Origin of the sequence: Glaciibacter sp. 2TAF33 (assembly GCF_052114945.1) — a bacterium.
Classification (GTDB): Bacteria; Actinomycetota; Actinomycetes; order Actinomycetales; family Microbacteriaceae; genus Cryobacterium.
In genome coordinates this window covers 188,800-204,272 of record NZ_JBFRFS010000010.1, presented here as the reverse complement: position 1 = coordinate 204,272, position 15,473 = coordinate 188,800, and the positions used below count along the sequence as shown (strand labels likewise).

Below are 15,473 nucleotides of genomic sequence, written 5' to 3'. Positions count from 1 at the left end.
GAGCCAGGATCAAACTCTCCGTAAATGTTTGATTGCACGACCACCGAAGTGACCGGCACATCTAGAGTGCCCAGCCGCCGGAATAGGCGAACCAGACACAAGTTTGAAACTGACAGAACAAATCATTACTGACTTGCTTTGTTGTTTAATTGTTTTCCAAAGGAATCTCATACGCGGTACCCCCTAGAAAGGAGCCCTACGAACGAGGTTTTTGGCATTTGACATTGTGCACGCTGTTGAGTTCTCAAGGATCGGACGCACCCGACTTCAGGCCTTACGGCTGTCGCTCCGGGGCAACTTCTCTACCTTACCCACTGGCCTTTCGCCTGTCAAATCGAGCGTTTCGCGCCATCCGGACGGTGTTGAACACATGCCCGAACCACGCCACTCGAACCGGCAAACAGTCCTGTGGGAGGATTTTTAATCGTAGGCGTCAAAGCAGCTTCCTACAAGAGGAATTGTTTGCTTTTCAGCTTAGGATTTGGTCCCGCTTGAGGCCGGGAAGCTCTTCGGCTTTCCCGCACCTGTGGGGTGACGAGAGATGACATTACGCGGATTCCGGGGGGCCCGCAAATTGCGCGTGCAGCCCGGGCGTGTCACGCTCTTCACCCCGCGAAACCGGGGCTGTCGCCGCCCCACCGCAGGCGGCATCGACGACAACCCCGGTTTCAGCGGGATGGGCAACCGGGCGGATCAGTAGCGGTAGTGGTCGACCTTGTACGGACCGTCGACGGGTACGCCGATGTATGCGGACTGCTCCGGCGTCAGCGTGGTCAGCTCGACCCCCAGAGCGTCGAGGTGCAGCCGCGCCACCTTCTCGTCCAGATGCTTGGGCAGCACGTACACGCCGATCGGGTACTGCTCCGGGTAGCAGTACAGCTCGATCTGCGCGAGCACCTGGTTCGTGAAGGAGTTGCTCATCACGAACGACGGATGTCCGGTGGCGTTACCGAGGTTCATCAGTCGCCCTTCGGAGAGCACCAGGATGCTGCGCCCAGTCGGCAGCCGCCACTCGTGCACCTGCGGCTTGATCTGCACCCTCACCGCACCCTCGAGGGACTCCAGTCCGGCCATGTCGATCTCATTGTCGAAGTGGCCGACATTCGCCACGATCGCGAGGTGCTTCATACCAAGCATGTGCTCCGTCGTGATGACGTTGAAGTTTCCGGTGCCGCTGACGAAGATGTCGACCTGGTCGACCACCGACTCGATGCGCGCGACCTGGAAGCCGTCCATCGCGGCCTGCAGCGCGTTGATCGGGTCGATCTCGCTCACGATCACCCGTGCGCCCTGGCCGCGCAGGGCCTCGGCGGCTCCCTTGCCGACGTCACCGTAACCTGCGACGAAGACGACCTTTCCGCCGATCAGCACATCCGTTGCCCGGTTCAGTCCGTCAGGCAGTGAGTGACGGATGCCGTACTTGTTGTCGAACTTGGACTTGGTCACCGAGTCGTTGACGTTTATCGCCGGGAACAGCAGCTGCCCCGCGGCGGCGAGCTCGTACAGCCGGTGCACGCCGGTCGTGGTCTCCTCCGTGACGCCCTTGATCTCACTGGCGATACGGGTCCACCGGTCCTCGGAGAGGTCGAGCGAGCGGCGCAGGGTGTCGAGCACGACCGCGTATTCGTGACTGTCGGCATCCGTGGCGGCGGGGACGGCGCGGGCCTGCTCGAACTCGCGTCCCTTGTGCACCAGCATGGTGGCGTCGCCACCGTCGTCGAGGATCATGTTCGGGCCGGCCCAGGTCTCCCCCGCGGCGGCGGCCTCGACGCTCCAGTCGAAGATCTGCTCGGTGCACCACCAGTACTCCTCGAGCGTCTCGCCCTTCCAGGCGAACACCGGAACCCCGGCCGGCTGCTCGGGTGTGCCGTTGGGGCCGACCACGATCGCGGCGGCCGCTTCGTTCTGGGTGGAAAAAATGTTGCAGCTGGCCCAGCGCACCTGTGCGCCCAGGGCGACAAGGGTTTCGATCAGCACCGCGGTCTGCACTGTCATGTGCAGCGAGCCGGCGATGCGGGCGTTGGCGAGGGGCTTCGACTCGCCGAACTCGGCGCGGAGAGCCATGAGTCCGGGCATCTCGTTCTCGGCGAGGCGCAGCTGGTGGCGGCCCTCCTCGGCGAGGGACAGGTCGGCGACCTTGTAGGACGGAACGGTGGACGTGGGCGGTGAGACGACAGTCATGCGACTATCTAAGCATTCCGCCCCCCAAGACGGAGGGTCAGCCTCACGGGGGCGCGCGCAGGTGCCGGGCTTAGGCGCCGGAGCCGGCCTCGTCGAAGAGGTCGCCCATCACCTTGTGCCGCACGACCTGCCACCCCTTCGGTGCGGAGGTGCGCTGGGCGTGCCGCTCGCACAGGTCATAGGTGTGCGGCTCGTGGGTAGCCGAGAGCGGGCCCAGGACAGCCATGGAATCGGCGTACACATAGGTGAGCGTGGCCACGGCCGGGTCCGGGCAGGTGATTCGGGAACACGGCCTGTTTGACATCGCCTTTCAGAGTACCCTCACCGGCAGCGGAAGTAGGATGGCGACATGCCCAGGTCACGTCGTTCCGCTGCTCCGGCGCCCCTGCAGCGCGGGCGGGGACACGACCGCCACGGCCGCGGCATCCGTAGTTCTGCGACCGGTCCCTACCTTCCGCCGTTGCGCACCCGGATCGACCTGTTCGACATGACTGTCGCCTCGACGGTCGAATATCTGCGCGGGGTGTGGCCGGATGAGCTGGGAGACGTGAGCTTCGAAATCGCCGCGGGCCCGCACGCCGTCGTCCCCGGTGTCGGGGTGGAGCGATGGGCCGTCAACGCCGCGGCCCGGCGGGTGATGTTCTACCGTCTCCCGATCCAGCGGCTGAGCCGCCTGCACCGCGACGACGAGCTGCACCAGCGCATGGTGATCGAGAGTTGTGTGTTCCGCGCGGTCGCGGAGTTGCTGGGCAAGGACCCGTGGGACCTCGCGCCGGAGCGCTTCCGGCACTTCTAGGCTGCGGTTTCAAGCGGATGCCGCTCCGCCGGCCCCGGCGTCAGGCGCTGCCGGTCGGGTTCAGTCTTCGCTGCCTCGTTGCCATCGCCCGCTGGCGTCGCCGGTTGCAAGCACGAGGGCGGCAACCGACATGGCGAGCATGATGATGCCGAGCGGGTTCGAGAGGCCGACCACGAGGTCGAGGCTCTCGGATGAGGTGAGGCTGCTGAGGATGGTCTGCAGCCCGGTCGCCGTGATGTCGGGAATGGTGAACCCCAGCAGGATGCCACAGGCCCACGCGACGGCAAGGGTCGCGATGGTGGCGGGCCGGGTCGGGCGGCCGCGGTGGGCGGTGCGCACGAGGGCGAGTCCGATGAAAAGGTGCAGTACGACCAGCACCAGGCCGAGGGTGAAGGCGAACACCGGGGTCAGGTCGCCGCCGATGCCGAAGAGGTGGCGTCCGCCGACGACCCAGGCAGCGAGGACGACCCCGCCGAACGCGACGATAACGCCGGGAACCGTCGACCGGGGCCCGGTCGGGGCCGGTATCTCGTTGCCGGCTGCCGCGTGGGAGCTCGCTGTGTTCACGTACTACAGGGTATCGCCGGGGACTCGGTGCGGCGGCGGCTGTGGCGGGTGGCGGTGGCGGGTGGCGGGTGGCGGTGGCGGGTGAGCCGATGCGCACGAGGCGGCCGACGGCATCCGCTCGGATGCGCGACGAACGGCCTCCTGAGAGCTGGTATCCCGGCACGAAAACATCATGCCGGGCCGCCAACGGCTCGATCGGTGATGTTTTGGTGCACCGAGCGCCGATTCGTGCTGTTTTGGCGCACACGGGAGGTGAGCGGATGCACCTAGGGCGGCCGACGGCATCCGCTCGCGTGCCAGAACGTGGCGCGGCTTCCTTCGCGCTGCGGTTTTGTCCACGCGCGCATGGCATGCCAGCCGCGCGTGGACAAATCCTCAGCGCGAGGGAAAAGAAAGCGGCGCGAGGGAATGGAAGGGGAGGGAAGGCGGAAGAGGGAAGGCAGCCGAGAAGAGGGTGCAGCCGGTGCGCCTCGAGGGGTTAGTGCGCGTAGACCCTGATCGGCGTGGCCAGAGGCCCGGCCGGACTCACCGGGAAGGACGACAACTGGCCGTCCCCGGTGTATCCGACCGACGCGACGATGTGCTTCGCGCCGGTGACGATGTAGCGCCCGGACGGCGCAAACGGCGCGATGATCGACTCGCCGGACGGAACCGTCAGTCGCACTGACACACCGGCGACGTCGGTGACCGTGAGGTCGGCATCCGCTTGGCCCGCGTTGTAGAGATGCAGGCTGGGCGACGGGCCGTCCGCCACGGCGACCATGAAGCTGTCGGTGAGGGTGCCGGAGGCGGCGAACCAGGCGAAGTCCTTGCCGGTGGTGCCCGCGGTGGACGTGCGGGCGGCGGCGACGATCGGCTTGTCGGCGGTGAGCCGCACGGTGAAGCTGCCCGGGGCGAGGCTGTCGAGTGGCACCTCGGTGGCGACACCCGGTTCCAGATTGACCTTGAGCGATGTTCCGCCGGCGGTGCCGTCTTCGCTGATCAGCCCCACCTGCACGGTGGCGTGCTCGGTCCCGGGCACCATCACCCGCACGGTGGAACTCTCGTCGGTGAACTCGTCATCGGCGGATGCCACCGAACCCGCCGGCGGCGGCGTGATGATGACGCCGGGGATCGTCTGCTCGAGCGCGGCCGGGCTGGTCGGCCCGATCATCTCGACGCCACTGGGCTGGATGCCGTGGATCACGCTCTGCTCGAGCGACGCCGCGACTTGCCCGCCGCGCGCCTCGACATGCACGATCGGTGACTTGAGGTTCGGTGCGAGGCCGGCGAGCGAGACGATCCGCTGGGTGCCCGGCTGCACCAGGATCCCCGTCGACCCGGGCGCGTCGATGCGGCCGGTCTCGCTGTACACGGTCAGGTTGACGGTCGCGAGCACGGTGCTCGGGTTGCTCAGCAAGACAAGGCTGGTGTGGCCGATGTCGGTGGACCCGCCGACCAGCCAGCTGTCGCTGACAGCTTCGGCGCAAGCCGAGGCGGCGAACCCGGCGATGGTCTCCCCGGCAGCGGTCTGGGATTGGCTGCCGGCGACCAGCGGTGCAGCGGAAGCCCCGGGTTCGACCGGCACACTCAGCAGTTGCGGGGTGCCGTCGCTGCCGGCATCGGCGTTATCGACGGCATTGAGGTCGGTGACCTCCGGGCGGATGTCCTTCGTGTCGTTTGCGGACGCCCTGGCCCCGAAAACGCTTACCGCCGAGCCGACCGATGTCGCAGCGGATGCCTGGCTCGAGTCCTCGGCCAGCGTCAGCAGCGGACCAGCGCAGACGCGCTGCTGCTGGCCGGGCTGCGGGTCGATGACAGCGGATGGCGGCGTCTTCTGGACGGTTGGCCAGTCCACCACAGCGCCGGCACTGACGGCGGCCGCGATCACGGCGAGTCCGACGAGGCCGGCGGCGGCGCGCGCGCCCAGGATGGCAACTCCGCGCTTAGTGGGCATTGGTCTCGTCCTTGATCGTGTGGTGGATCGTGTCGTCGGCGTCGGTGCTGGCCGTGTCGGTGCTGGCCGTGTCGGTGCTGGCCGTGTCGGTGCTGGCCGGGCTGTTCTGGCTGCTCGGGCCAGTGGATGCCGTGTCGCCGGCAGGTGCGTCGGCTCCCTCCCCGTGAGGTACGTATAACGCACCTTCGTTGGCGTCGGGAAGGTGCGTTATACGTACCTCAGTGGCGGGGGCGGAGGCGGGGGCGGAGGCGGAAGCGTCGGCGGAAGCGTCAGCAGAAGCGTCCCCGGCCGTCGGAGCAGTTGCCGCAGGAGCGGAGGCCGCGGCAGCATCCGCCGCGCCAGCCCGGGCAGCGCGCTTCTTCTCCCTGGCGGCGCGTCGGATGGCCTCGCGGTTCGCCAGGCGCACGGCTTCACGGTTCGCACCGGTCGGGATTGAGAGCAGCACAGTCGCACCGAACACCAGAACGAGGGCCAGCAGGGAGAACAGGCGGAACGGTTCCCCGGCGTTCGGCGGGATTTGTCCGGCGCCCGCGGCATCCGCTGTCGCCTCATGCTGCCAGAGCCGTCCGAAGTCGGTGTCCCCCACCGGGGCGAGGGCCGCATTGCCGTCCAGGGCCGTGGTGGCGCGGAGCATCGCGTCGGCCGCGTCGGGACTGACCGGCGCGGCGGCCCCGGGGCCGGTGGTCACGACATCCGGTGGACGCAGCACCACGAAACGGATGCCGAACTTCGCCAGCTGCCCTGTCGCGTCGAGTCCGCTGCGGGAGACGAGGTTCCCGGCGAGGGTGGCCAGCTCCTTTTCGGCGGCAGAGAGCGTGGTGTCGGTGGCGCCGAGGGTCGACTGGTCGTCCAGCGTGACCCCGGGTCCGCGCACGACGGTCGCGCGAATCCCACCGTCTGGCTGCGGCACGATCTCGAGGGTGCCGACTCGGCTCGTCGTCGCCGCTTCCGCCGTGACGAAAGCGGGCAGCGAGCGCTCCCCGCCCTTGGCGACCACTGATGTGCCGAGCGCCATCGACGCGGCCAGCGGCGCGGCGACGATGAGCGCACCGACCGCGGCGGCAATAGCCGGCACCAGCGCGTAGCTGCGGGCGTTCCGGAACGCGAACAGTGCGGCCCCGATGATGCCCATCCAGTACAGGCTGAGCCCGGAACCCGCCCAGACGCTCGCGGTCTGGCTGCCGACGGAACTGAGGAAGAGGTGGGTCGCCGCGAGCGCCGTGGCGAGGCCGAACAGCGCGGCCACGAGAGCGAAGGCGGCGCTGCGGGCTCCGGGAAGGAAGAGCGAAACCACGGCCGGCACGGCCAAGAGCGCCAGCAGGAACGGCACGACGATCACAGCGTTGACTGTCGGTACACCGAGGGCGGTGAGAATCGGCAGCCACCCGCCCAGCTCGCCGGTCGGGAAGCCGAGCAGCAGCTGCCAGAACGAGGCGGGCGGGTCGAACACGGGTGCGCCGGGGTCGGCCAGGAGAGCGAGCCAGTTGCCGCGCATGCCCTGGTCGATGATGAGCGGCGCGGCCAGGACCAGCGCCGGGATCGGGATGCCGATGAACCGCATGATGCTGCGCCCGCTGACGACCACGCAGATCAGCCAGCCCGCCACAAGCGCGGGGGCCAGCGAGGGCGCACAGGCGACGATCGCAGCGAACAGCAGGGCAGCGGATGCCGATGCCGACCACGAGCGCGCCGCCGAGTACCCCGCGAAGAACAGCCACGGCAGCAGCAGGTGCACCAGCACGGCGGACGGACGGCCGGCGGCGATGGCGCTCAGGAATGGTGGCGCCAGCACCCAGAGGATAGCCACGATCGCGCGGAGCCCGCCGCGGTCGGTCAGTCGGGTGGCGGCCATCCAGGCACCGAAGGCAGCCAGCGGAAGGGCGGCGAAGTAGAGGAGCACCAAGGCGAAGGACGGCGCCCAGAAGGTGAGCGAGCCGAGCACCGCGAGCACTGCGGCGAACGGGTCGGCGGCGCCGACGAAGCCGAGGCCGGTGTCGCGCCAGCCGTAGAGCATGGTCTGCCAGAGTTCGGCCGGGGAATCATCGAGCGGGAGGAGTCCCCCACCGCTGAGGGTCTGGGCACCGAGCAGCGGGGCGAGGATCCCGACGCCCAGCACAGCGGCGGCGAGCACGGTCCAGGCGCCCCCACCGGAGAAGAAGCGGATCTCCGGGCGCGCGCCGCGGATGCCGGCCAGGCTCGCTTCGCGGCGGAGCGCGTGCCGTCGCCTCACTTCGGCAGCGGTGATCCGCAGCGTCGCGATCGATCCCCAGCCGAGCTTCCGGGTGGCCGCGAACTGCTTGCGGGCTGCGCCAACGCGCATCCCGTTGAAGGCGACGGCGAGGGCGGCGGCGAATTCGCCGAGGATGGCCCCCGGTTCCTTGCGCAGGAGTTGCCAGATGGAGCGGAGGAACGCCAACGGCACCAGCGAGAGCCAGTGGAACGGGACCGCGGCAGCCGGCGCGTAGACCATCCGGCGGTGCAACTGCGCGGTGCGGATGACCCGCAGCCGGCGGCGCCGCCACTTGCCACGGGATGATCCGTTGAGCCCGGCGACGCCGTCACCGGCAGAGGTGACCCTGGCCGACGGCGCGACCGAAACCCGGTAGCCGGCCAGCCGCACCCGGATGCAGAAATCCAGCGAGTCGTCGACGACCGGGAGGGCAGGGTCGAAACCGGCCAGCTGCTCCCACACCGTGTGCCGCACCAGCATGCCGGCGGCGCTCACCGCGAGCACGTCGCTCAGGTCGTCGTGCTGGCCCTGGTCGAGCTCGCTCTCCACCAGGGTCACCGTCGTGCCGAAGGGAGTGATCGAATGACCGAATTCGTGGATGTAATCGGAGGCGTCCCACTCCATGATCTTGGGACCGGCGACCGCGACCGAGGGTGCGATTTCGAGTTCGCCGAGCAGGGTGGCCAGCGCGGTGGGCTCCGGCGCGGCGTCCTGGGCCAGCAGCCAGAGCATCTCGTTGTCATCCTGCGGCGGGGCTGTGACGCGGACCGCGGCGTTGATCGCCTGGCCGAATGTGAGGTCGGCGTCGGCGGCGATGAACTGCGTGGGACCGAAAGCGGCGAGCATCGCGGCCGTCGCATCCGTTGACCCGCAGTCAACAGTGATCACGATGTCCGGCGGGCGGGTCTGGGATTTCAGCGCCTCGAGAGTTCGCTCAAGGTGTTTCGCGCCATTACGGGCGACAAGGATGGCGGTGACTCTCGGTTGCATAACGGGGACAGCCTAGGTCGGGTAACGCCCGACACCGCTCAATGACAGGGGCGCGCCCGAAATCGGTGCGCGAAATGGCGCGGCCGGGTGGGGAAAGGCGGGAAGTTAGCCGGCGCGCTTTCGAAGTTTGCGGCGTTCGCGTTCGGAGAGGCCGCCCCAGATGCCGAAGCGTTCGTCGTTGGCCAGCGCGTACTCGAGGCACTGCGCCCTGACCTCGCATGAGGCACAGATCTTCTTGGCGTCGCGGGTCGACCCGCCTTTTTCGGGGAAGAAAGCCTCGGGGTCCGTCTGTGCGCAGAGGGAATCCGACTGCCACGCCAGCGGGTTGTCTTCGGTCGCTTCTTTGCGAACTCCCGGAACTCCCAAACGAACAGGATCGATGAACCAGTCATCGGGTACCCCGGAACGATACTCAGGTATAGCCATATCGTCTCCCACCCATTGTGCCAACGCCCAAGGTTTGCGCGTCACTGACTAATTACACCGGTGTAGTTCCCTCGCGTCAAGTCGCAAATCATAAACTCTCAATATTCGCTGGAGGGTTTCGACGCGCCGGGGGCCTCTAACGATTCTGGCTGTGGGCGAACAGGCGGCACGGACGGCGCCTGGTTCGCCCGCCTTGAATCAGATTCAGGCGGATGCCGCCTGCCGCGACTCCCAGGCGCTCCGCACCATGTCCTCGAGGCTGTGTCGCATCCGCCAGTCGAGGTCGCGCGCGGCGAGCTCGCCGGACGCAACGATGCGATCCGGGTCACCCGGTCGGCGCGGGCCGATCTCCGGTTCGAAGTCGATCCCGGAGACGCGGGCGACCGTGTCCATGATCTGCCTCACCGAAACGCCCAGGCCGGAGCCGAGGTTGTAAACCGGTTCGATGGGCTGGCCGGCGTCGAGGCGCCGGGCGGCAGCGACGTGGGAGGCGGCCAGGTCCGCGACGTGGATGTAGTCGCGCACGCAGGTGCCGTCGGGGGTGGCGTAATCATCACCGTTGATGCGCGGGACGCGGCCATCGACCAGGGCGTCGAAGACACGTGGGAACAGGTTGTGCGGGCTGGTGTCACGAAGATCGGCAGCGCCGGAGCCGACCACGTTGAAGTAGCGGAGACTGGTGTGCCTGAGCCCGGCGGCCACGGACTGGTCGCGCAGCAGCCACTCCCCGATCAGCTTGGACTCGCCGTAGGGCGATTCCGGGCTCTTCGGGGTGTCCTCGGTGACCAGGTCGGTGTGCGGGGTGCCGTACACGGCGGCGCTCGACGAGAACACCATGTTGGTCACGCCGGTCTGCTGCATCGCGGCCAGCAGGACAGCCGTTGCGGTGACGTTCTGCTCGTAGGTGTGCAGCGGGCGCTGAACCGAGACACCGGCGTACTTGTATCCGGCAACGTGCACCACCCCGGTGATGGAGTGCTTGCTGAGCGTGGTCGTGAGCAGCTCGCCGTCAAGGATGGTGCCGCGCGCGAACGGAACGCCGTCGGGTACGAAGCTCCGGTGACCACTGGACAGATCGTCGACCACGACGACGTCGATTCCCTCAGCCCGGAACGCACGAACTACGTGGGACCCGATGTAGCCGGCCCCCCCGGTGACAAGCCAAGCCATGTGACACCCTCGCTGGTTGCTCGAGCGCTCGCGCGCTGCGTGCGGCAGACTCCTGTCGCCGCTTCGAATCCAACACTAGCGGGGCGTCAGAGAGGGCCGGTGGTGATCAGCCGATGAGCTGGCCGCGGCCGGGACTGAACGCCTCAGGACCCCGGTTGCGCTCTCGGATCTCCGGGCGACCGTAACCGTCGTCCTTCAACTTGAGGATTGACGCCAGCACACCCCAGAGCACCAACGCGGCGATGACTATCAAGATGAGTACCATGGCAGAAATTCTATGTATTGCGATTTCCTGCCGCGAGTGGCAGGATTGCCACTGATCGACATATTTCTGCCAAAGGAGCGGGACATGCTCAACAAGGTCGTCTGCGTCACCCTCCCCGGCATGGCGCCGTTCGAATTCGGGGTGCTCTGCGAGGTCTTCGGCATCGACCGGAGCGAACAGGGCGGCCCGAGCTTCGACTTCCACGTCACCGCGGCGGAACCCGGGCCGGTTCGCACCAAACTCGGCTTCGACATCATCGTGACGGAAGATCTCGCATCCGCTGACGACGCCGACCTGATCGCGATCCCGGCTTACCTGGCCGGTACGGACATCCACCCGGAGGTCCTCCGCGTGGTGCGCGAGGCGGAGGCGCGCGGCGCCTGGGTGCTCAGCGTGTGCAGTGGGGCGTTCGTGCTGGGAGCGGCGGGCATCCTGGACGGCCGGCGCAGCACGACGCACTGGATGTACACGGACGACCTCGCCCAGGCATACCCGCGGACGACCGTTGACCCCGACGTGCTCTTCGTCGAGGACCGCAGGGTTGTCACCGGCGCCGGTACCGCGGCCGGCATTGACGCCGCCCTGCACATCGTGCGCAAGGAACTCGGCGCCGCTGCGGCGAACAACATCGCCAAGCGGATGGTCGTTCCCCCGCAGCGCGACGGCGGCCAGTCGCAGTTCATCCAGTCACCGGTGGTCGAATGCCAGAGTGACTCCTTCGCGGCCGTGACGGAGTGGATGCTGAAGAACCTCGAGCAGGAACTGACGGTGGACCAGCTGGCGCGCCAATCGCTGATGTCGTCGCGCACCTTCGCCCGCCGGTTCCGCGCCGAGCTCGGGACGACGCCGACCGCGTGGCTCAACCGGCAGCGCCTGCTGCGAGCGCAGCAGCTGCTCGAGGAGACCGACCGGGGCCTTGAGGAGATCGCGAGTGATACCGGCTTCGGCGGGGCAGCGGTAATGCGGCACCACTTCATCAAGGTGTTGCAGACCACGCCGACCGCGTACCGCCGCACGTTCGGCAGCCAGCGCGTCGCCAGCTGAACGTTCCCGCCTATCGTCCGCTGGTTGCAACCTTCGGGACGTCGCCGCATCGGGACTCCATCGCGGCGGTAACCCGCGCGTCATCAGCGGGCAGGCCCGTCGCCACCTGTGAGGAGCCGCCGTTCACCGCCTCGGCGCCGTCCTTCGATACGTCCACCAGGGTCTGCGTGATGTCGTAGAGGTTGTCGTCACCACGGCTGGCGAGCAGGCCGAGCAACTGGCGGCCACCGTTGTCAGTGGCGCAGGAGACGCCGGTGCCCGTGTCGCCGAACCCGTTCAGTAGGAAGCGGTAGGGTTCGCCGTCCACTCCCTTCGTGGTGACGAAGGCGCAGTCGACGAAGGCGTGCAGGGTGGCAGTGCGGCTGTCGTCGAGCACCGTGATCACCACCTCGGTCTCGAGGGGCGCGGACCAGCCGCTGTGCCTTCCCGGGCCGGCGAGGTCGTCCCTCAGCACGATTGTCGCGCCCGACGCGGTCTGGATGCCGTACTCGAATTGCGGGGACTCGGCGTAGAACTCGGTGTCGGGCCGGCCGTCGCCGTCGACATCATCGATGGTCGCGACATCCGAGCCGCTCGGGATACTCCCGCCGTTCGCGGCGCACCCGGCGGATGGGCCGGTGGGTGGGGCCGAGGACGTGGGCGTCGACGCAGTCGAGGCGGCGGTCGGCGTCGCACTGGAACCCTGATCTGGCCCCACACTGGTGCATCCGGCGAGCACCAGGGACAGTCCGACCATCCACAGCAACCCCAGTCCGGGTTTTCGGTGTGCGCTCATCTGGTCAGTCTGCTCGGTGGCGCGCCGCGCGTCTATGTTCAGCGTCGTCCTCCAGCGATTCGGTGGCCAGTTAAGGAGAATGCTGCCACCGCAACAGGATCCACCCGGAATTCCGGGCCACCCCGTGGGGCGCCGCGGCCCCGCGACGGGAATCTCCGGAGTCAGCCCCGGGTCTTCGTCCTCCCGCGGTCATAACTCCTGCGATTCGCTGAGCATTGCAGCGGACTTCGGCGGAATGATGCGGAGTCTGGTGAGGGCGCCGTCGAATAGCAGGAGTTATGCAGGCCAGGGGGCAGCACCCCAGCGGTTGAGGCGGAAAAGCGAGCCGCATCGGCCGGGGAGGGCTTGATCAGGCGGCTGTGGTGGCCAGGAAGACCTCGCCGGCGCCGGCGAAGGTGAGCGTGCCCTCGTCGGGCGTGATGTAGACCGCCTGGCCGCGTTTCAGGGAAACGGATGACGTCGCACCGGCCACCAGGAACCCGCCGGCCGTGCAAATGGCGATCCCCGGTCCGGCCAGGGTGACTTGGCGCATCGGCACCGCCGGCTGCGGCCCGGTCGAGCCCCCCGCCGGAGCCGATGCCGAAACCGCGGTCGGTGCCGAAGCCGGGACCACGCTCGGTGCCGATGGCGTGGCCTCGAGGTGCACCAGCTCGAAATCCGGCACGTCCGGCCGGTACACGGCCACTCCCGGAGACGACTCCGGCACGGGCTCGAGGTATGGCACCGGGACCGGCTCGAAGTTCAGCACCTCCAGCAGCTCGTCGACGTCGATGTGCTTCGGGGTGAGCCCCCCACGCAGCACGTTGTCCGACGCTGCCATCAGTTCCACCCCGAGCCCGGAGAGGTAGGCGTGGATGTTCCCGGCCGGCAGGTACAGCACCTCGCCGCGCCGAAGCGACACCCGGTTCAGGAGCAGCGAGATCACGATGCCGGGGTCACCGGGATAGACGGAGGCCAGCGACTGCACCGTCGCGAGCTCCCTCTGGAAGTCCACCTGGGCCCCGCCGGACGCCAGGAACGCGGCTTGCGCGGCGAGCGCCGTCACGCGTTCCACCAGCCACGACACCTCGCCGCTGTCCTCACCCCGCCCGTCGCGGAGCAACCAGTCGACGGCGTCGCGGAGCGGGTCAGGACTGGAAAGCCGGCTCTCGAGCGCATCAAGCGCGGCCGGCTGCGGGTCATCCATGGTGGCGTCCAACACCCGCAGTTCCTCAAGCAGCGAGCGCACCGAGGACAGAGCCCGGAAACCGCACAGGGCCTCGAAGTTCTCGCTCAGCGCGTAGATCAGCTCGGGCTTGTGGAACGGGTCCTTATAATTGCGGTCCGCGGCGTCCAGCGGCACGCCCGCCTCGTTCTCCAGCTGGAACCCCTCGCGGGCCTGCGCTGGCGTCGGGTGGGCCTGCAGCGAGAGCGGGCTCCCGGCGGCGAGGATCTTCAGCAGGAACGGCAACCGCGGCGCGCCGGCATCGGCGAAGAGCGACCCGGGCTGCGACCAGCCCGCACCCAGCGCGGCGCCGGGAGAGGAGGCGATCCACGACGCCACGTCCGAGGCGCCGCCGACGGCTGACGGGTCGAGGATCCGGGACGGCGATCCGGCGTGCGCCCCGAGCCACAACTCGGCCTCCGGCTTTCCGGACGGTGGCGTTCCGAGTAGCGAAGCGATCGCGGTGTGTGAACCCCAGGCATAGTCCCGCGGTGTATTGGTGATGCCCACAAACATGCTGCGCTCCTGCTCTCGCGGTTTAGACCAAACTACCAATCGCTTTGAGCCGGCCGGCGTGCAGCCTTAGGCTGACGGACACTGGCCGCCCGAGTGGGCGGTCGCCGTCTGTAATGGAGCGACAATGACCTTCGAGATACTCGGCAGCGACTTCTACGGATACCAGAGCCTGCTGACGGACCGGGAACAGTCGGCGCTCTCCGACATCCGCGCCTACCTCGAGTCCGACGTTCGGCCGATCGTGAACGGATGCTGGGAACGCGCCGAATTCCCCGCTGAGATCGTGAAGCCGCTGGCCCAACTCGGCGCATACTCGTTCGCCTGGCCGGAGACCCGCTCGTTCGAGAATTCCGCCGTGTTCCGCGGTTTCGTGGCCCTGGAACTGGCGCGGGTGGACGCATCCGTCGCCACCTTCGTCGGCGTGCAGAACGGGCTGGCCATGGGCAGCATCTCCATCACCGGCTCGCAGGAGCAACGCGACGAGTGGTTGCCCAGGCTGGCGAGTGGCGACGTGGTCGGGGCGTTCGCACTCACCGAGCCACTGTCGGGCTCCGACTCGGCGCAGGGCCTCCGCACCGTCGCCACCCGCGACGGCGACAACTGGGTGCTGAACGGCTCCAAGCGCTGGATCGGCAACGCCACCTTCTCCGACATCGTGATCGTCTGGGCGAAGGATGCCGCTGACGGTCAAGTGAAGGGATTCATCGTCCCGACCGACACGGCCGGCTACACCGCCACCCCGATCGAGAACAAGATCAGCCTGCGTTCGGTCCAGAACGCCGACATCACGCTCGAGAACGTGGTGGTGCCGGAGAGCCTGCGGCTGCAGAACGCGAACTCCTTCAAGGACACCGCCAAGGTGCTCCGGCAGACCCGCGCCGAGGTGTCGTGGGCGGCCGTCGGGAACGCGATCGGCGCGTACGACGCGGCCGTCGCCTACTCCAAGGAGCGGGTGCAGTTCGGCAAGGAGATCGGCGGCCACCAGCTGGTGCAGGACCTCCTGGTCAAGAGTCTCGGCAACATCACCGCGTCGATCGGCATGGTCGTGCGGGTGTCGCAGATGCTCGACGAGGGCACCCAGCGCGATGAACACTCCGCCCTCGCGAAGTCGTTCACGACGACCAAGATGCGGGAGACCGTCAGCTGGTGCCGTGAACTGTTCGGCGGCAACGGGATCACCCTCGACTACGACGTAGCCCGGTTCTTCGCTGACGCGGAGGCCATCTACTCCTACGAGGGCACCCAGGAGATGAACACTCTGATCGTTGGCCGGTCCATCACGGGCACGGCCGCATTCGTCTGAGCGTCTTCGCGTTCTGACCCGCGTTCGGGCGTCACCATCGCTCCTTGTCGAGCGAGAGAACCGGCGCTAC

At 68.0% G+C, this 15,473-nt stretch carries 13 protein-coding genes; 3 read left to right on the top strand and 10 right to left on the bottom strand.

The genetic code is table 11. The features are described 5' to 3' along the window. Positions 1–693: 693 nt before the first annotated feature. Together ahcY and AB4Y94_RS12585 are read right to left on the bottom strand one after the other, a co-directional pair. On the bottom strand, positions 694–2,181 hold the full coding sequence (ahcY, locus tag AB4Y94_RS12590; protein WP_441728169.1) for an adenosylhomocysteinase: 1,488 nt from the start codon (positions 2,179–2,181) through the stop codon (positions 694–696). A gap of 70 nt (positions 2,182–2,251) precedes the next feature. After that, positions 2,252–2,485 carry a DUF3499 family protein gene (locus AB4Y94_RS12585; protein WP_441728168.1) on the bottom strand — a complete coding sequence of 78 codons (234 nt, stop codon included), beginning with the start codon at positions 2,483–2,485 and terminating at the stop codon, positions 2,252–2,254. 45 nt (positions 2,486–2,530) lie between these two features. Between AB4Y94_RS12585 and AB4Y94_RS12580 the strand changes: the two genes are divergently transcribed. After that, the gene (locus AB4Y94_RS12580) at positions 2,531–2,977 is read left to right on the top strand and encodes a metallopeptidase family protein (protein ID WP_441728167.1); all 447 of its coding nucleotides are present in this window, start codon (positions 2,531–2,533) and stop codon (positions 2,975–2,977) included. Between the two features lie 60 nt (positions 2,978–3,037). Here the strand turns inward: AB4Y94_RS12580 and AB4Y94_RS12575 are convergent, their stop codons facing one another. From AB4Y94_RS12575 to AB4Y94_RS12550, 6 genes are all read right to left on the bottom strand, one after another. Beyond that, on the bottom strand, positions 3,038–3,544 hold the full coding sequence (locus AB4Y94_RS12575; RefSeq protein WP_441728166.1) for a hypothetical protein: 507 nt from the start codon (positions 3,542–3,544) through the stop codon (positions 3,038–3,040). A gap of 478 nt (positions 3,545–4,022) precedes the next feature. Next, the gene (locus AB4Y94_RS12570; protein ID WP_441728165.1) at positions 4,023–5,480 is read right to left on the bottom strand and encodes a DUF5719 family protein; all 1,458 of its coding nucleotides are present in this window, start codon (positions 5,478–5,480) and stop codon (positions 4,023–4,025) included. Continuing rightward, positions 5,470–8,700 (bottom strand): glycosyltransferase, encoded by a 3,231-nt coding sequence (locus AB4Y94_RS12565; protein ID WP_441728164.1) that lies wholly within the window; start codon positions 8,698–8,700, stop codon positions 5,470–5,472. Before AB4Y94_RS12565 ends, AB4Y94_RS12570 begins: the two co-directional genes overlap by 11 nt. Positions 8,701–8,805: 105 nt before the next feature. Next, positions 8,806–9,126, bottom strand: coding sequence for a WhiB family transcriptional regulator (locus AB4Y94_RS12560; protein ID WP_441728176.1), 321 nt, complete (start codon positions 9,124–9,126; stop codon positions 8,806–8,808). Between the two features lie 204 nt (positions 9,127–9,330). Further along, on the bottom strand, positions 9,331–10,296 hold the full coding sequence (galE, locus tag AB4Y94_RS12555; protein ID WP_441728163.1) for a UDP-glucose 4-epimerase GalE: 966 nt from the start codon (positions 10,294–10,296) through the stop codon (positions 9,331–9,333). Between the two features lie 106 nt (positions 10,297–10,402). Next, positions 10,403–10,561 (bottom strand): hypothetical protein, encoded by a 159-nt coding sequence (locus tag AB4Y94_RS12550; protein WP_441728162.1) that lies wholly within the window; start codon positions 10,559–10,561, stop codon positions 10,403–10,405. Between the two features lie 84 nt (positions 10,562–10,645). On the opposite strand from AB4Y94_RS12550, the gene AB4Y94_RS12545 reads away from it, so the two are divergent. Beyond that, positions 10,646–11,605, top strand: a complete 960-nt coding sequence (locus AB4Y94_RS12545) for a GlxA family transcriptional regulator (protein WP_441728161.1) — start codon at positions 10,646–10,648, stop codon at positions 11,603–11,605. A 10-nt stretch (positions 11,606–11,615) separates the two neighbouring features. Here AB4Y94_RS12545 and AB4Y94_RS12540 read toward each other — a convergent pair whose 3' ends face one another. Both AB4Y94_RS12540 and manA read right to left on the bottom strand, forming a co-directional pair. Continuing rightward, entirely contained in the window at positions 11,616–12,380 is a 765-nt protein-coding gene (locus AB4Y94_RS12540; RefSeq protein ID WP_441728160.1) for a hypothetical protein, read from the bottom strand. Positions 12,381–12,729: 349 nt separating this feature from the next. Further along, on the bottom strand, positions 12,730–14,100 hold the full coding sequence (manA, locus tag AB4Y94_RS12535; RefSeq protein ID WP_441728159.1) for a mannose-6-phosphate isomerase, class I: 1,371 nt from the start codon (positions 14,098–14,100) through the stop codon (positions 12,730–12,732). Positions 14,101–14,224: 124 nt separating this feature from the next. On the opposite strand from manA, the gene AB4Y94_RS12530 reads away from it, so the two are divergent. After that, complete coding sequence (locus AB4Y94_RS12530) at positions 14,225–15,403, top strand: acyl-CoA dehydrogenase family protein (protein WP_441728158.1); 1,179 nt, start codon at positions 14,225–14,227, stop codon at positions 15,401–15,403. Positions 15,404–15,473 lie beyond the last annotated feature (70 nt).